This is a genomic window from Massilia horti, assembly GCF_004614195.1.
Lineage (GTDB): Bacteria > Pseudomonadota > Gammaproteobacteria > Burkholderiales > Burkholderiaceae_D > Telluria > Telluria horti.
Genome location: NZ_SPUM01000083.1, coordinates 1 through 23,429, shown reverse-complemented (window position 1 = coordinate 23,429; position 23,429 = coordinate 1). Strand labels below are relative to the sequence as shown.

At 64.1% G+C, this 23,429-nt stretch carries 24 protein-coding genes; 18 read left to right on the top strand and 6 right to left on the bottom strand.

The genetic code is table 11. From position 1 onward, the window contains the following. The first annotated feature begins 1 nt into the window (after position 1). The 14 genes from nuoG to E4O92_RS12760 all read left to right on the top strand — a co-directional run bounded on the left by nuoG (position 2) and on the right by E4O92_RS12760 (position 14,161). Positions 2-2,335: an NADH-quinone oxidoreductase subunit NuoG gene (gene nuoG / locus E4O92_RS12825; RefSeq protein WP_135190168.1), complete on the top strand. Its 2,334-nt coding sequence runs from the start codon at positions 2-4 to the stop codon at positions 2,333-2,335. After that, complete coding sequence (nuoH, locus tag E4O92_RS12820; RefSeq protein WP_135190167.1) at positions 2,335-3,420, top strand: NADH-quinone oxidoreductase subunit NuoH; 1,086 nt, start codon at positions 2,335-2,337, stop codon at positions 3,418-3,420. Before nuoG ends, nuoH begins: the two co-directional genes overlap by 1 nt. A gap of 13 nt (positions 3,421-3,433) precedes the next feature. Then, the gene (nuoI, locus tag E4O92_RS12815; protein ID WP_135190166.1) at positions 3,434-3,922 is read left to right on the top strand and encodes an NADH-quinone oxidoreductase subunit NuoI; all 489 of its coding nucleotides are present in this window, start codon (positions 3,434-3,436) and stop codon (positions 3,920-3,922) included. 21 nt (positions 3,923-3,943) lie between these two features. After that, entirely contained in the window at positions 3,944-4,585 is a 642-nt protein-coding gene (locus E4O92_RS12810) for an NADH-quinone oxidoreductase subunit J (protein WP_135190165.1), read from the top strand. Continuing rightward, positions 4,582-4,890, top strand: a complete 309-nt coding sequence (nuoK, locus tag E4O92_RS12805) for an NADH-quinone oxidoreductase subunit NuoK (RefSeq protein ID WP_135190164.1) — start codon at positions 4,582-4,584, stop codon at positions 4,888-4,890. Before E4O92_RS12810 ends, nuoK begins: the two co-directional genes overlap by 4 nt. A 48-nt stretch (positions 4,891-4,938) precedes the next feature. Then, complete coding sequence (nuoL, locus tag E4O92_RS12800) at positions 4,939-6,996, top strand: NADH-quinone oxidoreductase subunit L (protein ID WP_135190163.1); 2,058 nt, start codon at positions 4,939-4,941, stop codon at positions 6,994-6,996. Positions 6,997-7,016: 20 nt separating this feature from the next. Further along, positions 7,017-8,522 (top strand): NADH-quinone oxidoreductase subunit M, encoded by a 1,506-nt coding sequence (locus E4O92_RS12795; RefSeq protein ID WP_135190162.1) that lies wholly within the window; start codon positions 7,017-7,019, stop codon positions 8,520-8,522. A 15-nt stretch (positions 8,523-8,537) separates the two neighbouring features. Then, positions 8,538-10,040, top strand: a complete 1,503-nt coding sequence (nuoN, locus tag E4O92_RS12790; protein ID WP_370660006.1) for an NADH-quinone oxidoreductase subunit NuoN — start codon at positions 8,538-8,540, stop codon at positions 10,038-10,040. A gap of 4 nt (positions 10,041-10,044) precedes the next feature. Then, positions 10,045-10,365, top strand: coding sequence for a DUF2818 family protein (locus E4O92_RS12785; RefSeq protein WP_135190160.1), 321 nt, complete (start codon positions 10,045-10,047; stop codon positions 10,363-10,365). Between the two features lie 70 nt (positions 10,366-10,435). Then, the gene (locus tag E4O92_RS12780; RefSeq protein ID WP_135190159.1) at positions 10,436-10,993 is read left to right on the top strand and encodes an NUDIX domain-containing protein; all 558 of its coding nucleotides are present in this window, start codon (positions 10,436-10,438) and stop codon (positions 10,991-10,993) included. Positions 10,994-11,190: 197 nt separating this feature from the next. Next, positions 11,191-11,886 carry a 2-C-methyl-D-erythritol 4-phosphate cytidylyltransferase gene (gene ispD / locus E4O92_RS12775; RefSeq protein WP_135190158.1) on the top strand — a complete coding sequence of 232 codons (696 nt, stop codon included), beginning with the start codon at positions 11,191-11,193 and terminating at the stop codon, positions 11,884-11,886. A 16-nt stretch (positions 11,887-11,902) separates the two neighbouring features. Next, positions 11,903-12,415 (top strand): 2-C-methyl-D-erythritol 2,4-cyclodiphosphate synthase, encoded by a 513-nt coding sequence (ispF, locus tag E4O92_RS12770; RefSeq protein ID WP_135190157.1) that lies wholly within the window; start codon positions 11,903-11,905, stop codon positions 12,413-12,415. Positions 12,416-12,620: 205 nt separating this feature from the next. Then, positions 12,621-13,850 carry an MFS transporter gene (locus E4O92_RS12765; protein WP_135190195.1) on the top strand — a complete coding sequence of 410 codons (1,230 nt, stop codon included), beginning with the start codon at positions 12,621-12,623 and terminating at the stop codon, positions 13,848-13,850. Between the two features lie 2 nt (positions 13,851-13,852). After that, positions 13,853-14,161: a hypothetical protein gene (locus tag E4O92_RS12760; RefSeq protein WP_135190156.1), complete on the top strand. Its 309-nt coding sequence runs from the start codon at positions 13,853-13,855 to the stop codon at positions 14,159-14,161. 7 nt (positions 14,162-14,168) lie between these two features. Here the strand turns inward: E4O92_RS12760 and E4O92_RS12755 are convergent, their stop codons facing one another. After that, positions 14,169-14,636: a DUF29 domain-containing protein gene (locus tag E4O92_RS12755; RefSeq protein ID WP_135190155.1), complete on the bottom strand. Its 468-nt coding sequence runs from the start codon at positions 14,634-14,636 to the stop codon at positions 14,169-14,171. Positions 14,637-14,821: 185 nt separating this feature from the next. Between E4O92_RS12755 and E4O92_RS12750 the strand changes: the two genes are divergently transcribed. The 4 genes from E4O92_RS12750 to E4O92_RS12735 all read left to right on the top strand — a co-directional run bounded on the left by E4O92_RS12750 (position 14,822) and on the right by E4O92_RS12735 (position 17,443). Next, positions 14,822-15,373, top strand: a complete 552-nt coding sequence (locus E4O92_RS12750; RefSeq protein ID WP_135190154.1) for an NADPH-dependent FMN reductase — start codon at positions 14,822-14,824, stop codon at positions 15,371-15,373. Then, positions 15,363-15,785 (top strand): VOC family protein, encoded by a 423-nt coding sequence (locus tag E4O92_RS12745; protein WP_135190153.1) that lies wholly within the window; start codon positions 15,363-15,365, stop codon positions 15,783-15,785. Before E4O92_RS12750 ends, E4O92_RS12745 begins: the two co-directional genes overlap by 11 nt. Then, on the top strand, positions 15,782-16,675 hold the full coding sequence (locus E4O92_RS12740; RefSeq protein ID WP_135190152.1) for an ion transporter: 894 nt from the start codon (positions 15,782-15,784) through the stop codon (positions 16,673-16,675). The genes E4O92_RS12745 and E4O92_RS12740 overlap by 4 nt, the downstream gene beginning before the upstream one ends. Positions 16,676-16,843: 168 nt before the next feature. Further along, the gene (locus tag E4O92_RS12735; RefSeq protein ID WP_135190151.1) at positions 16,844-17,443 is read left to right on the top strand and encodes a phasin family protein; all 600 of its coding nucleotides are present in this window, start codon (positions 16,844-16,846) and stop codon (positions 17,441-17,443) included. Positions 17,444-17,464: 21 nt separating this feature from the next. Here the strand turns inward: E4O92_RS12735 and E4O92_RS12730 are convergent, their stop codons facing one another. The 5 genes from E4O92_RS12730 to E4O92_RS12710 all read right to left on the bottom strand — a co-directional run bounded on the left by E4O92_RS12730 (position 17,465) and on the right by E4O92_RS12710 (position 23,102). Continuing rightward, positions 17,465-18,670 carry an acyltransferase family protein gene (locus E4O92_RS12730; RefSeq protein WP_135190150.1) on the bottom strand — a complete coding sequence of 402 codons (1,206 nt, stop codon included), beginning with the start codon at positions 18,668-18,670 and terminating at the stop codon, positions 17,465-17,467. Positions 18,671-18,719: 49 nt separating this feature from the next. After that, positions 18,720-19,481 carry a LytR/AlgR family response regulator transcription factor gene (locus E4O92_RS12725; RefSeq protein ID WP_135190149.1) on the bottom strand — a complete coding sequence of 254 codons (762 nt, stop codon included), beginning with the start codon at positions 19,479-19,481 and terminating at the stop codon, positions 18,720-18,722. Further along, positions 19,469-20,521, bottom strand: coding sequence for a sensor histidine kinase (locus E4O92_RS12720; protein ID WP_135190148.1), 1,053 nt, complete (start codon positions 20,519-20,521; stop codon positions 19,469-19,471). The genes E4O92_RS12725 and E4O92_RS12720 overlap by 13 nt, the downstream gene beginning before the upstream one ends. Positions 20,522-20,715: 194 nt before the next feature. Continuing rightward, complete coding sequence (locus E4O92_RS12715) at positions 20,716-21,684, bottom strand: FHA domain-containing protein (RefSeq protein WP_135190147.1); 969 nt, start codon at positions 21,682-21,684, stop codon at positions 20,716-20,718. Then, a complete protein-coding gene (locus E4O92_RS12710) occupies positions 21,681-23,102 on the bottom strand; it encodes a S1 family peptidase (RefSeq protein ID WP_135190146.1) in 1,422 nt (473 codons plus the stop codon). The genes E4O92_RS12715 and E4O92_RS12710 overlap by 4 nt, the downstream gene beginning before the upstream one ends. Between the last annotated feature and the right edge of the window lie 327 nt (positions 23,103-23,429).

The window sequence follows — 23,429 nt, the reverse complement described above, 5'->3', positions numbered from 1 at the left end:
AATGGTTGAAATTGAATTAGACGGCAAGAAAGTCGAAGTCCCACCAGGCTCAATGGTGATGGACGCCGCAAACAAACTCGGGACTTACATCCCGCACTTCTGCTATCACAAGAAATTGTCGATCGCCGCAAACTGCCGCATGTGCCTGGTCGAGGTGGAAAAGGCGCCCAAGCCGCTGCCGGCCTGCGCGACCCCGGTTTCGCCTGGCATGATCGTGCGCACCCACAGCGACAAGGCGGTCAATGCGCAGAAGTCTGTGATGGAATTCCTGCTGATTAACCACCCGCTCGACTGCCCGATCTGCGATCAGGGCGGCGAATGCCAGCTGCAAGACCTGGCCGTGGGCTATGGTGGCGGCCAGTCGCGCTACGAGGAAGAAAAGCGCGTGGTCACGCCGAAAGAGGCGGGCCCGCTGATCTCGATGGAAGAGATGGCGCGCTGCATCCAGTGCACCCGCTGCGTGCGCTTTGGCCAGGAAGTGGCCGGCGTCATGGAATTCGGCATGCTGGGCCGCGGCGAGCACTCGGAGATCACCACCTTCGTGGGCAAGACCGTGGACTCCGAAGTGTCGGGCAACATGATCGACCTGTGCCCGGTCGGCGCGCTGACCTCCAAGCCTTTCCGCTACACCGCACGTTCGTGGGAACTGTCGCGCCGCCGTTCGGTGTCGCCGCACGATTCGCTCGGCTCGAACCTGATCGTCCAGGTCAAGAACGGCAAGGTGATGCGCGTGCTGCCGCTGGAAAACGAAGCGGTCAACGAATGCTGGCTGTCGGACAAGGACCGCTTCTCGTACGAAGCGCTGGACAACGCCTCGCGCCTGACCAAGCCCATGCTCAAGCAGGGCGGGGAGTGGATCGAGACCGACTGGCAGACCGCGCTGGAATACGTCGCGCACGGCCTGCGCAATATCCGCCACGAGCACGGCGCCGATTCGATCGCCGCAGTGGGCACCGCCCACTCGACGGTTGAAGAACTGTACCTGCTGCAAAAAGCGATGCGCGGCTTCGGCGTCGAGTACGTCGACTTCCGCCTGCGCCAGACCGATTTCGCGCTGGACGGCCAGGTCACTCCGTGGCTGGGCATGCCGATCGCCGAACTGTCGACGCTCAAGCGCATCTTCGTGATCGGCTCGTTCCTGCGCAAGGACCATCCGCTGGCCGCCATCCGCCTGCGTCACGCAGTCAAGACGGGCGCCAAGCTGTCGATCCTGCACTCGGCGCTGGACGATAACCTGATCCCGACCGCGAACCGCATGATCGTGGCGCCTTCCGACTGGCTGGCTGCGCTGTCCGAAATCGCCGTGGCCGTCGCCGCTGCGAAAGGCATCGCCGCACCGGCAGGCTTCGAGAACACCCAGGCTGGCGATGTGGCGAGAGCGATCGCCGCTGCGCTGACCGCTGGTGACGCACCGGGCGCAGTCCTCTTGGGCAACGCTGCTGGCCATCACCCGCAGGCGTCGCAAATCCACGCTGTTGCGCAGTGGATCGCCGAGCAGACCGGCTGCAAGTTCGGTTCCTTCGTCGAAGCCGCCAACACCGTCGGTGGCTACCTGATCGGCGCGACCTCGAACAAGGGCGAGAATATCTTCGCCACGCCGAAGAAGGCTTACGTGCTGCTTAACGCCGAGCCGGAGTTGGACGCGGCCAACCCGCAGCAGGCCTTGGCCGCGCTGCAGGGCGCCGAGATGGTGGTCGCAATGTCGGCCTTCAAGCACGGCATGGACTATGCCGACGTGCTGCTGCCGATCGCGCCGTTCTCGGAAACCGCCGGCACCTTCGTGAACTGCGAAGGCCGCGCACAGAGCTTCAACGGCACCGTGCGTCCGCTGGGCGACGCGCGCCCGGCATGGAAGGTGCTGCGCGTGCTGGGCAACCTGCTGGGCCTGACCGGCTTCGACTACGAGACCTCGGAATCGATCCGCGACGAGGCGCTGGGCAAGGGCGTGCTTGACCACTCTGCCAAGCTGAACAACGTGGCCAAGCTGGCACCGACTGCCGCTGCTTACAACACCGCCGGCGGGCTGGAACGCGTGACCGACGTGCCGATCTATTTCGCCGACGCGATCGCGCGCCGCTCCGAGCCGCTGCAGCGCACGGCCGACGGCCAGCCGCCGCTGGCGCGCCTGTCGCAGGCGCTGGCCGACAAGCTGGGCGTCAAGGCCGGCGACGTCGTCAAGGTCACCCAAGGCACCGGCAGCGCCATCCTGGTTGCCGCCGTCGATGCCGGCCTGCCGGCCAACACCGTGCGTGTCGCCACGGCGCACCCGGCGACAGCAAGCCTGGGCGCCATGTTCGGCCCGATCAACGTTGAAAAAGCAGGGGAGGGCAAGTAATGGCAACGCCCGGATTTATTGATAGCTTTACCGCCAGCGGCGCTGCTCTGATGGGTCCCGCCTTGTGGACCCTGGTCTGGACCTTGATCAAGCTGCTGTGCATCCTGCTGCCGCTGCTGGGCCTGGTGGCCTATCTGGTGCTGTGGGAGCGCAAGCTGATCGGCTGGATCCACATCCGCCTCGGCCCGAACCGCGTCGGCCCGCTGGGCCTCTTGCAGCCGATCGCCGACGCCCTGAAGCTCCTGCTCAAGGAAATCGTGATCCCGGCCAAGGCCACCACGTCCCTGTTCATCATCGGCCCGATCATGACCATCATGCCGGCGCTCGCCGCGTGGTCGGTCATCCCGTTCGGTCCGGACAAGGCGCTGGCCAACGTCAACGCTGGCCTCTTGCTGCTGCTGGCGATCACCTCGATGGAAGTGTACGGCGTCATCATCGCCGGCTGGTCCGCGAACTCGAAGTACTCGTTCATGGGCGCGATGCGCGCCTCGGCCCAGATGATTTCGTACGAGATCCCGATGGGCTTCGTGATGGTCGTGGTGCTGATGGTCTCCGGTTCGCTGAACTTCTCCGACATCGTCGCCGCCCAGACCCGCGGCTTCTTCGTCGGCCACGGCCTGAACATCCTGTCGTGGAACTGGCTGCCGCTGCTGCCGCTGTTCGTGATCTACATCGTCTCCGCGCTGGCCGAGTGCAACCGCCACCCGTTCGACGTGGTGGAAGGCGAATCGGAAATCGTGGCCGGCCACATGGTCGAGTACTCGGGCATGTCGTACGCGATGTTCATGCTGGCCGAATACGCCAACATGATCCTGGTGTCGACCCTGGCGGCCGTGATGTTCCTGGGGGGCTGGCAGGCTCCGTTCTCGTTCCTCGAGTTCGGCGGCGCCGTGGGCGGTTTCTTCTGGCTCGCGCTCAAGGCCTTCCTGGTCGTGTCGCTGTTCGTCTGGGTGCGTGGTACCTTCCCGCGTTACCGCTATGACCAGATCATGCGCCTGGGCTGGAAAGTATTCATTCCGCTGACCCTGGTATGGCTGGTCCTGGTGGCTGGTGTGATGCAGACGCCGTGGAACATTTGGAAGTAAGGAAGCGCAAGAAATGGAACGATTAAAAGACTTCTTCGGCAGCCTGATGCTGACCGAGCTATTCAAGGGCCTGAAGGTGACGGGCAAGTACGCCTTGTCGCGTAAGATCACGGTGCAGTATCCGGAAGAGAAGACCCCGATGTCGCCGCGCTTCCGCGGCCTGCACGCGCTGCGCCGTTATCCCAACGGCGAAGAGCGCTGCATCGCCTGCAAACTGTGCGAGGCGGTGTGCCCGGCGCTGGCCATCACGATCGAATCGGCTGAGCGCGAGGACGGCACCCGCCGCACCACGCGCTACGACATCGACCTGACCAAGTGCATCTTCTGCGGCTTCTGCGAAGAGTCGTGCCCGGTCGATTCGATCGTCGAGACCCACGTGCTGGAGTACCACGGCGAAAAGCGCGGCGATCTCTACTACACCAAAGAGATGCTGCTGGCCGTGGGCGACCGCTACGAAGCCGACATCGCTGCCGCCCGCGAGGCGGACGCGAAATACCGCTAACAACAAAGGCTCGGGTTAGTCATGGAATTTACTACTGTACTGTTCTACGTGTTCGCCGCCATCATGGTGCTGGCCGCGACGCGCGTTATCACCGCCAGGAACCCCGTGCACGCGGCGCTGTTCCTGGTGCTGGCGTTCTTTAACGCAGCCGGCATCTGGATGCTGCTGCAGGCCGAGTTCCTCTCGATCGTGCTGGTGCTGGTCTATGTCGGCGCCGTCATGGTGCTGTTCCTGTTCGTGGTCATGATGATCGACATCGACATCGCCCGCATGCGCGAACAGTTCTGGGGCTACCTGCCGCTGGCGTCGATCATCGGCGCCCTGATCGTGCTGGAAATGGCCGCCGTCCTGTGGCGCGGCTTCCTCGGCATCGACGCGGCCCCGGCTGCCGGCCACATCGGCGGCACCAAGGAATTGGGCAAGCTGATCTACACCGACTACATCTACGGCTTTGAAATCGCGGCCGCGATCCTGCTGGTGGCAATGATCGCCGCGGTGGCGCTGACATTGCGCCGCCGCAAGGACACCAAGGCCATCGACCCGGCCGACGCCGTCCGCGTCAAGCGCAATGACCGCCTGCGCATCGTGAAAATGGCATCGGTCAACCAGCGTGCCATCGACGAAGCGGCGGCCGCACAGGCAAACGCCAAGGAGGCACCATGACTTTATCGCTCGCACACTACCTGGTCCTGGGCGCGATCCTGTTCGCGATCTCGATCGTGGGTATTTTCCTGAACCGGAAGAACATCATCATCCTGCTCATGGCCATCGAACTGATGCTCTTGGCAGTGAACCTGAACTTCGTCGCCTTCTCGCACTATCTGGGTGATGCGGCAGGCCAGATCTTCGTGTTCTTCATCCTGACTGTCGCGGCCGCCGAATCGGCGATCGGCCTGGGCATCCTGGTGGTCCTGTTCCGTAACCTGGACACGATCAACGTGGAAGACCTCGACAGCCTGAAGGGCTAAGCGGTTTTGGCGCAGATTAATCCTCGATAAATTCAGATAGGTTCAACAATGGCGGGGCAAATTAACCCAAACCTCTTACTGGCCGTACCCCTGGCGCCGCTCGCGGGTTCCGCGATCGCCGGCCTGTTGGGTACCAAGTTCTTCGGCAATGTAGTCGGCCGCAAGGTCTCGACCGTCGCGACCATCGCGGGCGTGTTCATTGCACTGGTCGTCTCGGTGATGACCCTGATGGACGTGCTGGGTGGCGCGACCTTCAACGGCGACCTCTACACCTGGATGACGGTGGGCACCCTGAAGATGACGGTCGGCTTCCAGATCGACTCACTGTCGGCAATGATGATGTGCGTGGTGACCTTCGTGTCGCTGTGCGTGCACGTCTACACGATCGGCTACATGGCCGAGGATGAAGGCTACAACCGCTTCTTCTCGTACATCTCGCTGTTCACGTTCTCGATGCTGATGCTGGTCATGTCCAACAACTTCCTGCAGCTGTTCTTCGGCTGGGAAGCAGTGGGCCTGGTCTCGTACCTCCTGATCGGCTTCTGGTACACCCGTCCGACCGCCATCTTCGCCAACCTGAAGGCGTTCCTGGTCAACCGTGTGGGCGACTTCGGCTTCATCCTCGGTATCGGCCTGCTGCTGGCTTACACCGGCACCATGCACTACGACGGCGTGTTCGCCCAGCGCGACACGGTCGCGGCCGCGATCATGCCGGGCACTGGCTGGCCGGTGATCACCGCGGCCTGCATTTGCCTGTTCATCGGCGCGATGGGCAAGTCGGCGCAGTTCCCGCTGCACGTGTGGCTGCCTGACTCAATGGAAGGTCCGACCCCGATCTCGGCGCTGATCCACGCCGCAACCATGGTTACCGCGGGTATCTTCATGGTCTCGCGCATGTCGCCGCTGTTCGAGCTGTCCGACACCGCGCTGTCGTTCGTGATCGTGATCGGCGCCATCACCGCGCTGTTCATGGGCTTCCTGGGCATCATCCAGAACGACATCAAGCGCGTGGTGGCTTACTCGACCCTGTCGCAGCTGGGCTACATGACCGTGGCGCTGGGCGTGTCGGCCTACAACGTGGCCGTGTTCCACCTGATGACCCACGCGTTCTTCAAGGCGCTGCTGTTCCTTGGCGCCGGCTCGGTCATCATCGGCATGCACCACGACCAGGACATGCGTAACATGGGCGGCCTGCGCAAGTACATGCCGATCACCTGGATCACCTCGCTGCTCGGTTCGCTGGCCCTGATCGGTACGCCGTTCTTCTCGGGCTTCTACTCGAAGGACTCGATCATCGAAGCTGTAGCGGCGTCGCACCTGTGGGGCTCGGGCTTCGCGTACTTCGCGGTGCTGGCCGGCGTGTTCGTCACCGCCTTCTACTCGTTCCGCATGTACTTCCTGGTATTCCATGGCAAAGAGCGCTGGAACGAGCCGCACGCGGTCTCCCACGGCCACGATTCGGATGCCCACGATGAAGAGGAAACCGATGCGCACGGCCACCACCATGGCCTGGCCCCGGGCGACAAGCCGCACGAGTCGCCGTGGGTGGTGACCCTGCCGCTGATCCTGCTGGCGATCCCGTCGGTGGTCATCGGCTACCTGACGATCAACCCGATGCTGTTCGGCGACTTCTTCAAGGGCGTGATCTACGTCGGCGAGAACCACCCGGCGATGGAAGAGCTGGCACACGAGTTCCACGGCGCGCTCGCCATGGGCATCCATGCCTTCACTTCGGCACCGTTCATCCTGGGCCTGGTCGGTGTGGCCGCAGCTTACTACTGCTACATGGTTAATCCGCGCGTGCCGGCGGCGTTCTACAACGCGCTGCGTCCGATCTACACGCTGCTGGACAACAAGTACTACATGGACAAGTTCAACGATGTGGTCTTCGCCGGCGGTGCACGCCTGATCGGCGGCGGCCTGTGGAACGTGGGTGACCGCGGCCTGATCGACGGCCTGGTCGTCAACGGCAGCGCGAAACTGGTCGGCGTGTTCGCCGCACTGACGCGCAAGTTCCAGACCGGTTACATCTACCACTATGCGTTCGTGATGATCGTAGGCGTGCTGGCAACCCTGCTGTACTTCTTCCCGTTCTGGCAGGCTTAAATCAGGCAGAGACAACGACAATGATGCAGTCCATTACAACATATCCTCCGTACCTGAGCCTGTCGATCTGGCTCCCGATCCTCTTCGGCGTGCTGGTGATGGCGGTCGGCCGTGACAACAAGGCGGGCTTTACCCGCGTGCTGTCGCTGATCGGCGCCATCGTCAGCTTCCTGCCGACGATTCCGCTGATTACCAACTTCAACAATGCCACGCACGCTCCGCAGTACGTGGAAAAGCTCGAGTGGATCCCGCGCTTTAACATCCAGTACTTCCTGGGTGTCGACGGCCTGTCGCTGTGGTTCGTGCCGCTGACCGCCTTCATCACCGTGATCGTCGTGATCTCGGCATGGGAGGTGATCACCGAGCGCGTGGCCCAGTACATGGGTTCGTTCCTGCTGCTGTCGGGCCTGATGATCGGCGTGTTCGCCTCGCTCGACGGCCTGCTGTTCTACTTCTTCTTTGAAGCGACCCTGATCCCGATGTTCATCATCATCGGCGTGTTCGGCGGCCCGAACCGTGTGTACGCGGCATTCAAGTTCTTCCTGTACACCTTCCTCGGTTCGCTGCTGACCCTGGTCGCGATCATCTACCTGTACAACAAGGCGCACGGCAGCTTCGACATCCTGGGCGCATGGCACCCGCTGCAGTTGACGCTGCAGGAGCAGGTCCTGATCTTCATCGCGTTCCTGATGGCGTTCGCCGTCAAGGTGCCGATGTGGCCGGTGCACACCTGGCTGCCGGACGCCCACGTCGAGGCGCCGACCGGCGGCTCGGTGGTGCTGGCGGCAATCATGCTGAAACTGGGCGCCTACGGCTTCCTGCGTTTCTCGCTGCCGATCACCCCGGACGCGTCCAAGCTGCTGGCCCCGTTCATCATCACGCTGTCGCTGATCGCCGTGATCTACATTGGCTTGGTGGCCATGGTCCAGAAGGACATGAAGAAACTGGTCGCCTACTCGTCGATCGCGCACATGGGCTTCGTGACCCTGGGCTTCTTCATCTTCAACGAAATGGGCGTGCAGGGCGGTATCGCGCAGATGATCTCGCACGGCTTCGTCTCGGGCGCCATGTTCCTGTGCATCGGCGTGCTGTATGACCGCATGCACACCCGCGAAATCGCCGCGTACGGCGGTGTCGTGAACGTCATGCCCAAGTTCGCCGCGTTCGCGGTGCTGTTCGCGATGGCCAACTGCGGCCTGCCGGCCACTTCCGGTTTCGTGGGCGAATTCATGGTGATCCTGGCTGCGGTCCAGCACAACTTCTGGATTGGCCTGCTGGCCGGCACCGCCCTGATCCTGGGCGCGGCATACTCGCTGTGGATGGTCAAGCGCGTCGTATTTGGCGCCATCGGCAACCAGCACGTGGCCGAGATGACCGACCTGAACAAGCGCGAGTTCTTCATGCTCATCGTGCTGACGGTCGCCACGCTGTACATGGGCCTGTATCCGGCGCCGTTCACCGATACGATGCAGTCCTCGGTGGCCCACCTGCTGGAACAGGTTAACATCAGCAAGCTGCCACATTAAAACGATATGAACCCGATGATTAACAACGTTGCTGCGGCAGCCGGCCCGAATCTGGCGCCGGTCTCTGCCGAAATCTTCCTGCTGGTCGCGGCTTCCGCGATCCTGCTGATTGACATGTTCCTCAAAGGTAAGAGGAACCTGACCTACGTGCTGTCGCTGCTGGCCCTGGTGGGCTGCGCAGTGATCTCGTTCCGCGACCTCTCCGCGGGTCAGACGGTCTACACGTTCAACAACATGTTCGTGTCCGACCCGATGGCCAACCTGCTCAAGCTGTTCACCTACCTGGCGGTGGGTGTGACCCTGGTCTATTCGCGCCAGTACACGGATGACCGCGGCATGATGTCCGGTAACCTGGGCGGCGAGTTCTACGTGCTCGCGCTGTTCTCGACGCTGGGCCAGATGATCATGATCTCTGGCAACAACATGCTGCCGATCTACCTGGGCCTGGAACTGATGTCGCTGTCGCTGTACGCGCTGGTGGCCATGCGCCGCGACCACGCGGTCTCGACCGAAGCGGCGATGAAGTACTTCGTCCTCGGTTCGCTGGCATCCGGTTTCATGCTGTACGGTATCTCGATGGTGTACGGCGCCACTGGCTCGCTCGACCTGTCGCGCATCCTGGAAGTAGCCAATGCCCACGCGGCCAACCACACTATCCTGGTGTTCGGCCTGGTGTTCATCGTGGCCGGCCTCGCGTTCAAGCTGGGCGTGGTGCCGTTCCACATGTGGGTGCCGGACGTGTACCAGGGTTCGCCGACCGCTGTGACCCTGTTGCTGGGTGGCGCGCCGAAGCTGGCCACGTTCGCGATCGTGCTGCGCCTGCTGGTCGGCGGCCTGCTGCCGATGGCGTTCGACTGGCAGCAGATGCTGCTGGCCCTGGCCGTGCTGTCGCTGGTATTCGGTAACCTCACCGCGATCGCCCAGTCGAACATCAAGCGCATGCTGGCTTACTCGACCATCGCCCAGATGGGCTTCGTGCTGCTGGGCCTGTTGTCCGGCGTGGTGGACGGCAACCGCAGCTTCGCGCCCGCCGCCTACAGCTCGGCGATGTACTACTCGATCACCTACGTGCTGACCACCCTGGGCACCTTTGGCCTCATCATGATGCTGGCCCGTTCCGGTTTCGAAGCCGAAGAACTGGCCGACTTCAAGGGCCTGGGCAAGCGCAGCCCGTGGTATGCCGTGGTCATGACGATCCTGATGTTCTCGCTGGCAGGCGTGCCGCCGATGGTGGGCTTCATCGCCAAGTGGGCAGTGCTGCAGGCAGTGGTGACCTCCGGCCAGGTGTGGCTCGCGATTGTCGCGGTCATGGCCTCGCTGATCGGCGCTTTCTACTACCTGCGCGTGGTGAAGATGATGTGGTTCGACGAAGCGGTCGACGCCACCCCGATCGCCACCCCGCTGGACATGCGCCTGGCGCTGTCGCTCAACGGCGTGATCGTGCTGGTCCTCGGCGTGGTGCCGGACGCTCTGCTGGGCGCCTGCCTGACCGCCATGACCAAGACGCTCGCCCTGTAAGCAGGTGGACGTCTCATTGGCCAGCTGGTTGGTGGTCGCCGTCGCACTGGCGGCTGCCAACCTGCCTTTCGCAAATGAGAACCTGTTCGGCTTTATCCCCCTGAACGCGAATGGCCCGGGCGGCGCACGCAAGCATTTCGTCGTGCGCCTGCTCGAGCTGATTGTTTTATACTTCCTCGTCGGCGCACTGGCCCACGCATTGGAATCCCGGATTGGCAACGTGTTTGACCAGGGCTGGGAGTTCTACGCGATCACTGGCTGCATGTTCGTCGTGCTGGCGTTTCCCGGGTTTGTACTGCGTTACCTGCGCAAGCGCCGCGGCTGATTTCTCCCGTTTGCGGTCGTCTGTTAGCGCAGCGGGTTTCGTTTAAACGCAGCGTCAAACCGGAGCCCGGATGGATTCCCACCTCAAAGAAACCCGCATCGACGGCGAGACGGCCTACGAAGGCCACTTCCTCAAGGTCAACCGCGACCGCGTCAAGCTGCCCGACGGCTCCCTTTCCCAGCGCGAGTACATCCGCCATCCGGGCGCGGTGGTGATCCTGCCTTTGCTGCCCGACGGCCGCGTGCTGCTCGAGCGCCAATACCGCTATCCGAACGACCGCGTGTTCGTCGAATTCCCGGCCGGGAAGATCGACCCGGGCGAAGACCCGCTGGCCTGCGCCAAGCGCGAACTGCAGGAGGAAACCGGCTACACGGCAACCGACTGGAAATTCGTGTGCACCATCCACAACGCCATCGCGTATTCGGACGAGCACCTCGACCTGTTCCTGGCCACCGGCTTGACTCCGGGCGAAGCCAAGCTCGACGAAGGTGAATTCCTGGAACTGTTCACCAGCACCGTTCCCGAAATGCTGGAACAGGTGCGGCGTGGCGAGATCACCGACGTGAAGACCATCATCGGCACCTTCTGGCTCGAAAAAATCCTGGCCGGCAGCTGGCAGCCCGACTGATTCCCACCGAACTGCTGCGCGTCCGCCGCCGCCATTTTGCGCGGCGCATGCGGCAGCTCAAGCTTGATTCCAATCGCTTGCAAAATGCACGTGATCCGCGCTTGTGCGAGGCCACGGCAACCGGCGAACCTTGGGCAAACTTTGCCAAGGTGAGGTACAGTCTCTTATTGGATCGGCACAACGTACGAGAGATTCACATGAACCAGCAACCGCCGCGTTACTTCGCCCTGGTGCCTGCCGCCGGGGTTGGGGCGCGCATGGGCGCTGACGGCCCCAAACAATATCTGCAGCTTGGCGGCAAGCCGATGCTGCGCCACACGCTCGACGCTTTCGTGTCGAGCCCGCTGATCGCCCATACCTTTGTCGTGGTCAGTGTCGACGATCCCGTGATCGACAGCGTGCTGCCCCCTGAAGGCGTGACTGTGCTGCGCTGCGGCGGCGCATCGCGCCTGGAATCGGTGCGCAACGGCCTGTGGGAACTGGAAAACAAATTGCACGCCAACGACTGGGTGCTGGTGCACGACGCGGCCCGTCCCGGCCTCACACCGGGCCTGATCGACAAGCTGGTCAAGGAAACCGGCGAACATCCGGTCGGGGGCTTGCTTGCACTGCCGGTGGTGGACACCGTCAAGCGGTTCGTGAACGACGAGCTCGCCACGGTATCACGCGACGGTCTTTGGCTCGCGCAGACACCGCAGATGTTCCGGTTCCGTCTGCTGGCCGACGCGCTCGAAGCCGTGACCGACCCCTCCACGATTACCGATGACGCCAGTGCGGTTGAAGCCTTGGGCCTCGCCCCCAAACTGGTGGAAGGGCATCCCCGGAATTTAAAAGTGACGCTGCCCGCGGACATCCGGATTGCCGAGATGTACCTGGCATCGCCTTTAACCTGAAAGCATTGAAAGAATCATGGCACTTGCATCCTACAACCCGACTCCGCCGTTTCGCATTGGCCAGGGCTACGACTGCCACGCACTGGTGGAAGGCCGCAAGCTCATCGTTGGCGGAGTGACGATCCCGCATCGCCTGGGCCTCTTCGGCCATTCGGACGCTGACGTGCTGCTGCACGCAATCATCGACGCGCTGCTGGGAGCGGCGGCGCTGGGCGACATCGGCAAGCATTTCCCGGACACCGACCCCATGTTCGCCGGCGCCGATTCGCGCACCCTGCTGCGGGAAGTGGCGCACCGGGTGCTGGGCACTGGCTATACTATTGGCAACATCGACGCGACCATCATCGCTCAGGCGCCGAAGATGGCGCCGCACATCCCGCAGATGATTTCGCGCATCGCGGAGGACGTGGGCGTGTCGCCGCAGCAGATCAACATCAAGGCCAAGACCAACGAAAAACTGGGCTACCTTGGGCGTGAGGAAGGCATGGCGGCGGAAGCCGTGGCCATGTTGGTGCGCGTGCCGACGTAAGAAAAAAACTCGCGCCGCTTGCAGGAGGGCGTAGGGGGCGCGGGGCCGCCGAGGACCCGTGCGCACGCGGTCACCGCATGCAGACTCGCGGCTGCTGCGCCGTTACGCTGCGTTTGCGAACCGCGTGCGCACAGGTGCGCACCCTACGCCTCGGTGTACGCGCCACGTGACAATCAGGAGACCAAGCTTGCCGCACCAGACCGAGATGACACCCCGCGCCGCATGGCTGCTGATCCTTTCCGCCAGCAGCATCCTGATGCTCACGATGGGCGCGCGCCTGACCACCGGTCTGTTCCTTTCACCGCTCAACACTTCCACCGGCCTTGGCATCGCCTCGATCAGCCTGGCGATGGCGGTCGGCCAGTTCATGTGGGGCGCCTCGCAGCCGGTATTCGGCGCCATCGCCGACAAATACGGCCCGGCGCGCGTGATCGTGCTGGGCGCGGTGCTGCTTGCCGGTGGCATGGCCGCAACGCCGTTCGTCTCCTCGCAGTGGGCTCTGATGCTCACGCTCGGCATCCTGTCCGCTGCTGGCGCCGGCGCTGGCAGCTTTTCGATCCTGATCGGCGCCACTGCGGGCCGCCTGCCGGCCGCGCGCCGGCCGTTTGCCTCCGGCTTCATTAACGCCGGCGGCTCGTTCGGCCAATTCGTTTTCGCGCCGCTGATGCAGGCGATGATCAACGGCGCCGGCTGGGTTGTCGCGATGCTGACCATGGCCGCGACCACGCTGCTGACCATTCCGCTCGCATGGCCGATGCGTGGCAAGAAGCCGGCCATCCCCAGCGTGCCGTCCGCCGGGGCCGCGAACAGCGCTACCAGCATGACCTTGTCCGAGCAGCTGCGTGTGGCACTGCGCGATCCTGGCTACCTGTGCCTGCACGCGGGCTTCTTCACCTGCGGCTTTCACATCGCGTTCCTGGTCACGCACCTGCCCGGCGAGGTCGCGCTGTGCTCGTTGCCGGCCGCTGTGTCGGGCACGGCGCTGGGCCTGATCGGCCTGTTTAACATCGCCGGCAGCCTTGCCGCCGGTGCGCTGGCCACGCGCTACCGCATGAAGTCGCTGCTGGTCCTGATCTATGCGAGCCGCGCGGTGATCGTGGTGCTGTACCTGCTGGCGCCCAAGACCGCGCTCACGTTCTACCTGTTTGCCGCTGCCCTTGGCTTCACCTGGCTCGCGACCGTGCCCCCGACGGCTGGGCTGGTGGGCAAGCTCTTCGGCATGCGCTACCTGGCGACGCTGTTCGGCCTTACGCTGCTGTCGCACCAGATCGGCGGCTTCTTCGGCGCCTGGCTCGGCGGGCTGGCCTTCGTTCAGTTCGGTGACTACAGCTGGATGTGGTATGCCGATATCGCGCTCGCGTCGGCCGCGGCTGTGGTCAACCTGCCGATCCGCGAACAACTGGTGGTACGCACCCCGGCGCCGGTGCAGGCCTGAAGATGGCGCGCGATCCCTGGGCCTATCGCGAAGTGGCGGTCGAGTCGGTGCCCGATCCGCGCAGCGGCCGCCTGATGATCCGGCCGATGGCGGGGCAGGCCTACGCGACCAGCATGAAGGTGCAATGCTCGCGCAGGCTGTTCGACCCCACGCTGTACCCGCCGGGCACCCGCTTTCTGATTTCGGCCAAGCTGACCGACCGCCAGGGCGGGCCGCCATTCCTGTATGCCTACCATGGCGACCCGGTCGTCGTGCTCAGCGCTGCCGAGGCGGAGCGTTTTCTTGACGAATACCGGCGTCGCCGGATTTGATGAGCCTTCAAGGAATGAAATCCCGATCGAGCAGTTCCGCTTGGGAAAACGGATTCGAGCCTGGGAGGGTGGCAATGGCCAAGCCTGTCTCCCGCGCAGCGACCACTGCTGCTCGTGGATATTCGGCATCGGCATATTCCATGACGCGGCGTGCGAGGCTGGGACTGTCCTTGAGGATGCGCGCAATCTGGCCACGTTGCTCCTCCAATGTCCCGACCCAGTTGCTGGACCGCTGCTCCGGTTGAAATTTACACTTCAGTAGATGCACGAGCACCACTTCCAAGCGGCTTTGCAGCTCCCGGTGCTCTTTCCTCGCCATGCCTTCGATCTCTTCGCAAAGGTTGTCAATGTCCAGCAAGTCAAAGCGTCGCGCCCGCATGGTGCGCGCCTGTTCAGTAAGCCAGAGCGCAAAATCACTGGAATAATCCGCCGCAGGCGCGATGGCCTCAGCGGGTGGCGTATCGAGTCGGTTCATGGTGACCTCCGCAGCAGGAACTGAGTGTACCGGATGTGGATTCACTCCCGGGGCGCTGTCGATTGACGCACTCCAAACCGGATTTGTGGTGTCGCCGCATGGACCGGGTTGCCTATTCGCCGACGCGCCGATGCAAAAATGGTTACCATTTGCTCTGCATAGACATCACAGAGAGGACTATTCCCATGGCTACGAGAAAAATCGCAGTACTTGTAGGAAGCCTGCGCAAGGAGTCTTACACACGCAAGGTGGCGAAGAACCTGATGCAACTGGCCCCGCCGACGCTGGATATGGAATTCGTCGAGATCGGCCAGTTGCCGCTGTACAACCAAGATGACGACGCCAACCCACCGCCTGTCTACACCGAGTTTCGCAACCGCATCCGCTCGTTTGACGGCGTCCTGTTCTGCACGCCCGAGTACAACCGCTCCGTGCCCGGCGTGCTGAAGAACGCGATCGACGTCGCCTCGCGGCCCTATGGCCAATCGGCCTGGGACGGCAAGCCGTGCGGCGTGGTCAGCGTCTCGCCCGGCGCCATCGGCGGCTTCGGCGCCAACCACCACCTGCGCCAGTCGCTGGTGTTTCTCAACATGCCGTGCCTGCAGGGGCCAGAAGCCTATGTCGGCGGCATCGCCGGCAAGCTCAATGGAGACACGCTGACCGACGATTCCACCCGCGACTTCCTGAAAGGTTATATTGATGCCTTCGCAACCTGGATCGAACGCAATGTCCAATGAACACGCGATTCACCTGGCGGACATCGACCACATCGTGCTGCGCGTGGTGAACCTGGACGCCATGATCGCCTTCTATTGCACGGTGCTCGGCTGCGAGGTCGAGCGGCGCCAGGACGAGATCGGCCTGGTGCAGCTGCGTGCCGGCAGGTCGCTGATCGACCTGGTGCCGGTCGAGGGCAAGCTGGGCAGGGCGGGCGGCGCCGCGCCCGGTGCCGGGGGCCGCAACCTCGACCATTTCTGCTTGCGCGTGGATCCGTTTGACGAGGGCGCGATCCGGCGCCACCTGCTCGCTTGCGGCGTGCAGGCCGGACCCACCGAATCGCGCTACGGCGCGCAGGGCGCGGGTCCCTCGATCTACTTGCAAGACCCCGAGCACAACACGATCGAACTGAAAGGCCCGCCGTCAGCATGAGCGATGTCAAGGGATGCCAAGTCCCACAAACGCCGTCTTCGTACGGCAGGCCGCCGTCGGGATGGCGGCGGCGCCTGTACAACATCATCTTCGAGGCGGACACTCCCGCCGGCCGGCGATTCGACATCGCCCTGATCGGGGCAATCATGGCGAGCATTCTCGTGGTGATCCTCGACAGCGTGCCCTCGATCAGGGGTGGCGACCGCACCCTGATGTACGTTCTGGAATGGGCGTTCACGCTGCTGTTCTCGGTCGAATACGTCGCGCGCCTGGTCAGCGTGCGCCATCCGCTGCGCTACGCCACCAGCTTCTTCGGCATCATCGACCTGCTGGCGGTGCTGCCCACCTACCTGTCGCTGCTGGTGCCGGGCAGTGCGTTGCTGCTGGACATCCGTATCCTGCGCCTGTTGCGGGTGTTTCGGATATTCAAGCTCACGCTTTACATCCAGGAATACACCCGTCTGTCCGAAGCCCTGGTGGCGAGCCGCCGCAAGATCCTGGTGTTCCTGTCGGTGGTGCTGATGTTGATCCTGGTCCTGGGCACCTTGATGTACGTGGTGGAAGGGCCTGAAAACCACTTCACCAGCATTCCGGTCGCCATGTACTGGGCGGCCGTGACCATGACCACGGTCGGCTACGGCGACATCACGCCCCAAACCGGCGTGGGCAGGGCGATTGCCAGCTGCATGATGCTGATGGGCTGGGGCATCCTCGCGGTGCCCACTGGCATCGTGACCGCGGAGATGACCTCGCAGGGCCTCGCGCGGCGCGCCCTCGAGCGCGCGGTGCGCCGGCATTGCCGCGCTTGCGGCAGTGGCGGGCACGAGCCCGATGCACGCTTTTGCAAGGATTGCGGGGAGCCGATGCCGTCCGAGGCGCACGCCAGGTAACTGGAGCTGCATGCGCCGCGGGTAGTGGGAAGAATCGGGGATTACCTTTAGTCCAGATCAACGTCGGGGTGGCTCGATGTCCTAGCCTTGAGCTTCGTGCTGCTGGACCTGCCATCCCGCCCGCACCGATTGCTCGTTTTTCAACCGAAATCTTTTCCGAGGCGACTAATGTATCCATTCCCACAATCGGTCACGCCTGCCGTCAAGTCCCACCTCGACGCGCAGACTGCCTTCATCAACGACATGTCCAAAGCAATGTTCCGCTCGTTTCAGCAACTGATGAACTTGAACATCCAGCTGGTGCAGACCATGCTTGAAGAGACCACCACCGCCAGCCAGCAACTGCTGACGGCGGACCGGCCGGCCGACAGCTTGTCCGCCGCGGCCTCGCGCGCCCAGCCGATCAGCGACAAGTTGCGTGCCTACCAGCAACACGTTTCGCGCCTGGCCGCCGACGCCCAGGTGGACATGGCTCGCGTTACCGAACAGCACGTGCAGAACACGACCCGCACGGCGCGCACGCTGGCCGACGAAGTGGCCCGCACCGCAACGGAGGAAACCGAACGCGGGCTGCGCGCGCAGCAGGAGAGCGTGCGCCAATTTGCCGATCCGTTTGGCGCCAGCGGGTCGCAGATGTGGTCCGGCCAGGGCAGCAACACGCTTCAGAGCGGCCAGCAGGGTTCGCAGCAGCAATCTGGTATGCAGATGCATGGCAGTGGCGGCGCATCGTCCGGCGGCCGCAGCCAGCAGGCCCAGCAACAACATTAATTGAACGCTCTCGGCGTGGCCTCAGGCAGCGTCCGCAGCCAGCGAACGCGTTGCGCGCGCCTGACCCGCGAGCGGCGCCAGGCCGAACAAGGGCCGCAGCAATGCGTTACGCCGGACCAGTTCGAACACGCCGAAGCTCAGGGTCACGGTCAGGACCACGAGGATAGATGCCTCCACGCCGGGCGCCAGCCGGACCGGCTTGAGCCAGTGCGCGATCGACACGATCAGCGTCTGGTGCAGGATATAGACCGGGAACACCGCTTCGGTCAGGTAGCGCCGCGCGGCGTTATCGACCTGCAGGTGCCGATGTGCAAAGCCGCAGGCCGCCGCGATCGCGCTCCAGGTGCACAGCGCATACACGATGCGTGTGACCACCATGCCCACCTCATGCTGTGTCGCCGACATCCCCTCGTGCGGCATCGACCACCAAATGGTGAGCAGTGCCCAGCAGGCCAGCGCGATGGCGAGGCTAGCCCAGCGCAGCGCGTCCAGCCGCGGCCAGAACTGCGGCACGCGCCCGAGCACGGCGCCAAGCAGGAACAGCGACAGGTAAATCGCGTGATTGAACCAGTCGCCGGCCAGCGCGTGAGTCGACGGGTAGCGCGCTGCCAGCGCAAGGCGCGCCAGGGCCAGCACCGCGACCGGCAGCACGATGATGCGCCAGCCGGTGAGCAGTCCGCCGACGCGCTGCGCCAGCCGATCGAGCCGCTCGCCCAGCGCCGGGATCAGCGCGGCCAGGACCAGCGTGTAAACCCATAGGTAGGCCACGAACCACAGGTGGTTCCAGGTCGGCATGATGAGGCAATCCTCACGGCAAAAGCCATGGTAGCCGGTCAGGTACAGGCGCATGAAATCGAAATAGCTGCCGCTGTAGGCGACCTTTTCGACGACCTCGAAGTAGGACTGCGGCGGCACGATGACCAGCATGCCGAACAGGAGCGGCGGCAGCAGGCGCAGGCTGCGCTGGCGCAGGAAGCGCAGCGCGCCCAGGCGTTCGAAGATGTAGCTCGAAGCCACTCCCGAGACGAGGAACAGCAGGCCGAGACGCCACGGCGAGGACAGGTTCATGAACGGTTCGATCGCATCGCTTGCATTCACGCTCTTCACGTGCCAGTCCCAGGTCACGTAATACATCCCCACGTGGTACAGGATCAGGACGAAGAAGGCGAGGATGCGCACCCAGTCGAGGAAGAACAGGCGGCGCGGCTTGTCTGCGGCAGGAATCATGGCAAAGGCTCCGTGTGAATGACGGTGCCAAGCTTATGAGTCGATTGTTCTATCCGCGAGCGAAATGTGGCGAAGCGGGTCCGGGACGGGGCGAACAGGAGTTAGTGTCCAGCCGTTCCAGCACGTCGTTGCGGTACTGGCGGCTGCACGGCACCCGCCCGCCGCCGCGCAGGACCAATTCGCAATCGCCTTTTTCGAGCGGGACCACGCGCTCGATCCACTCCAGTTGCACCGCCGCGCGCCGGTGGCAGCGCACGAACCCGGCGCCCAGGCTGGCGGCAAGGCCAGCCAGGGTCTGGCGCAGCAGCGGCGCGCCGCTTGCGGTATGCAGGACGACGTAGTTGTCGGCGCTCTCGATCCACTGGATGTCGGCCACCTTCACGATCCGCGTGCCGGTTCGTTCGGACACCAGCAACTGGCGTACGGGCAGGGCGGGGGCAGGTGTGGCACCTGGCGTATCGAGCCGTTCGCGCAGGCGCTGCAAGGCACGCTGCAGTCGCGGCCGGTCGTACGGTTTGAGCAGGTAGTCGATCGCATTGGCGTCGAAGGCGCGGATCGCGTACTGGTCGTAAGCGGTGACGAATACCACCAGCGGCGCCGGCTGCGGGAGCGACGCCGCCAGCTCGATGCCGGACAGTCCCGGCATCTGGATGTCGAGCAGCAGGGCATGCGGCTGGAACTGTTCGATCCGCGCAAGCGCTTGCTCGCCGTCGGCCGCTTCCTCGATCGCGTCGATGCCCGGTTCCTGCGCCAGCAGGCGGCGCAGCTTGTCGCGCGCGGGACGCTCGTCGTCGACGATCAGGATGCGCATGGAATCCGCATTTCGCTGCAAACGCCGGCGGGGGAGAGCTGGTGCAGGGTCAGGCTCGCACGTTCGCCGTACAGTGCCTTGATCCGCTCGCGCAGGTTTTTCAGGCCAATACCCTGCATTTCGCCCGGTGCGAGTGTGCCCTGATCATCCTCGACCTTTACGACCAGCGTGCCGGCTTCGCGGGCAGCCGATACTTCGATGCGGGTCGGCTCGCTGGTGCGTTCGACGGTGTGCTTGAACACGTTTTCGATCAGCGGCTGCAGGCTCATGACCGGCAGCGTCGCTTTCATCGCATCCTCGTCGATGCGCCATCCGATTGCGACGCGCCCCGCGAAGCGCGCCTCCATCACGTCGCCGTAGCCGCGCGCCAGCCGAAGTTCGTTATCAAGCGGCGCTTCGTGCGCGTCGCCGGCTGCCAGGGTAGTGCGCAGCACGTCCCCCAGCGCAACCAGGGTGGCGTCAGCCTTGTCGACATCGCTGTGCATCAGCGACGAGACCGTGTTCAGGGCGTTGAACAGAAAATGCGGCTGCATCTGCTGCGCGAGCCGTTGCAGCTGCGCCTGGCGCAACTGCGCATTGGCCTGTTCCGCCCTGAGCCTGGCGCCGAGCAGCTCGCGGTAGGACAGGATGCCGAAGTGGATCACAGTGAACAGCCCGATGAAAACCGAAATCTTCAGCGACTCGTAAAAGAAGGCGCGCGGCCAGGGATCGTGCATGTAGGTCTCGCCGGCCAACGCATAAACCCCGTTGCGCAGTCCGTAGGCAAGCGGCGTGAAGCAGATCCACCACACCGGCAGCCATAGCGAGCGCATGGCGAACCAGCGTACAGGCGTGGCGATTAGGTGTTCGTCGCGGGTGAAGCGGCTTTGAGCGAGCAGCAGAAGCGTCGATACCAGCGCTGACGATCCTTCCCACAGGATCGGATGCCAGAGCGCCTGGCCACCATGGCGCTGGTAGTCTTCGACCGCGACCAGAATCATCAGCGCCCAGAACAGGATCCAGGCCAGGCTGATGACAAGCTTGCTGCGGTTCGGGTCCATGGGCGTGTGCGGGCGTGAATGGCTGGGCTGCGGCGATGATCACGCATTCCCGTTTGGTTGTCAAAGAAGTAGCGGAACTTGGCCCAAAAAGCGTCGTTCCCGCGCAGGCGGGAACCCATGCTGAGCGTCATTTCACGCTGCCTATGGGTCCCCGCCTGCGCGGGGACGACGGGGTATCTTGCCGGGGCGATCCGTTACGCGCCCGAGTCGCTCTGCTGCGCCTTGCGCGACCTCTCCGCATCGAGCTGCCGCTTCATCGCGCCGACCTGCTTCATGTATTCGTCGATCTCGCGGTCGGGGCTCGCGCGCATTGAGGGCGGCAGCAGCACCGACATGTACAGTTCATCGGCTATCCGCCCGTTGCGCTGCACATTGGTGATGAGGGCAAGCCCTGACCCTGCCACCGCCAGCGCCAAGCAGGTCCACGCCCATCGCCGCTGCTTGCGCGGCTTGACGGTCGCGAGGTGAAAGTAGACGATCCCCGCGAGCAGTGCGATCACCACGTGCGAGCCGTAACGCGTGAACGGCTCGATCGAGAACGCGTAGCCCAGCGCATTCGAAACCTGCTGGTACAAGGTGATCGCCGCGACTCCGCAGCCGAAGATGAACAGGTGGCGCCCGAGCCGGGCATGGCGCTCGAACAGCCGGTTGCCGAGCGCCCATATGCCGCTCCACAGCAGAGCGGCGCCAAGGCCCGCGGCCAGCGCCAGCAGGTAGCGCACCAGCTGGAACTGCTGGGTGTCGCCCAGCCACATCAGAAACAGCGACACCGCGCCGGCCAGGATGATTCCTGCGCTGCCGGGCAGCGCGCCTTCCCAGCCGTGCATCGTGCGGTCGACCAGTTCCGGCGCCACCGCGAAGTCGGACGGGCGCACACGCAGCGACGTGTGCCCGACGCGCACCACCGTGTCGCCCGTCAGGACGACGCTGTCATGACGCCGCCCGCCGTGCACGATGCCATTGCGGCTGCCAAGGTCGCGTATCACCAGCCGCCCCTGTTCGTCGGCGTCGATCACGGCGTGGCGCGGCGCCGCGTAATCATCGTCGACGATGTAGTCGTTGTCGTAGCCGCGCCCCAGGCGGATCGGCAGCGCGGCGACCTGGTGCCGGTGCAGCACGTCGCCGCTGCGTGCCAGGGTCTCGATGAAGAATGGCCCCTTCATCGCTTGCCCGGGCGGCCCAGGGCCGACAGAAAAGCGCGCGTCACGCGCATGCCGTTGTCGTAGGAGACGCCGGAGATATCGAGCCGGCTCTGCAGGCTGGCCCTGGCGTCATCTGTGCTCGCGGTGAGCAGCGTGAAGTTGTACAGGCCGGGGAACTTGCGGTAGGCGCGCACGCAGGTGACCGCGCGCACGGGCAGCGTGGGCGTGTGCACGAACTGTTCGGTACACATCGGGCCGGTCAGGCGGGTATCGCGGGCCGGACCGATCTTGTCGACCTTGAACGTGCTGCTGGCCAGCGCGGCAAAGCGCAGCGGCGGCAGGCTGCCCGAACGCAGGTACTGGTGCGTCATCGAGACGAAGCCGGTCTGCTGGGTATCGGAGACGTAGATCGCCGCCTCCATCGCGCAGCTCATGGTGTCGGCGGTGAAGGTGGCTTCGGCCTTGAAGTTCGAGCGCCCCCAGCAGCGCACCTGGTCCGATTCGCGCACTGGCACCTGGTACGGGCCCATGCGCTTGATCGACAGCGGCGCGGCGAGCAGGCGATCGACCATGCCCGTCTGGTGCGCCAGCAGCTGCTGGCCGATCAGCGGGCTGAAGTCCTTGGGCGGATCGACCTGGGCCGCCACCTTGTGCAGCAGCTCCTGTGCGTACCGGACCGGCACCAGGAAGCTGACCAGCTCACCGTCGCGCCGCTTGGAGACATTAATGCCCGCGACCGTGCCGCTACTGGTCACGGTCGGGCCGCCGCTCATGCCGGAGTTGATCGGGCCGGTGAACATCAACTGGTCGTAGAAGCTGCGCGTGACGACGCCGTTGTAGTTGCCTTCGGAGATCGCAAAGCCCAGGTCGAGCGGATTGCCGAGCGAGTACAGGGTCTGGCCCTGGGTCAGCTTGACGGGTTGTTCCGGCACCTTGAAGAAGCCGCTGCCGCTGCGTTCGACGCGCACCACCGCCAGGTCGTGCAGTACGTCGACCGCCAGCAGCTCGACCGGGCCGCTCTTGCCGTCGGTGTCCAGGTATTCGCCGACGTAGACGTCCGGGTCGAGCGCCATCTGCGACACCACGTGGTAGTTGGTGAGGACGAGATTGGTCGCGCCGACCAGGAAGCCCGAGCCGACGCTCGACTGGCTGCGACCGTTCTTGAGTAGCATACGGATTTGCAGCAGGTCGGCCCTGGCGGCCGAATACAGATCCTGCGCCGCCATCGAGGGAGGGGGCAGGGCGGCGATGGTATCGGTTTCGCCCGGGCCGGGTACGGGCGGCGTGGTGGCGGGCGGGGTGGCCGGCGGCACAACCAGCGGCGGCGCCGGAGGCGGCACCGGCGCGCTCTTGTGATGGCCAGCGGGCTTTTGCGCGGTCGCCGCGGCGAGGCTAGCGGAAAAGCCGAGCAGCAGCAAAGCGAACGAAACGGGTTTCATGCGATCCGAAAGTAGCAAGTTGTCAGCATCTATCTTGCCAGATTAGCAGATTGCATGGTTGTTGCTTGCAAGCGTGATGGCTACGGGCTTCGGCAGGGCAGGGCGCGCCCGGCCGGCGAGGACCAGCACCCTACATTTGCGACGGCTACGGGCTTCCGCAGGGGCGTAGGGGGCGCACCTGTGCGCACGCGGTTCGCGAACGCAGGGCAGTGAAGCGGTAGTCGCAAGTCGGCATGCAGTGACCGCGTGCGCACGGGTCCTCGCCGGCCGCACGCACCCTACGAGGGTGTGAATAAATGCCGGCGCCCGGTACAATTCGTGTTGTCG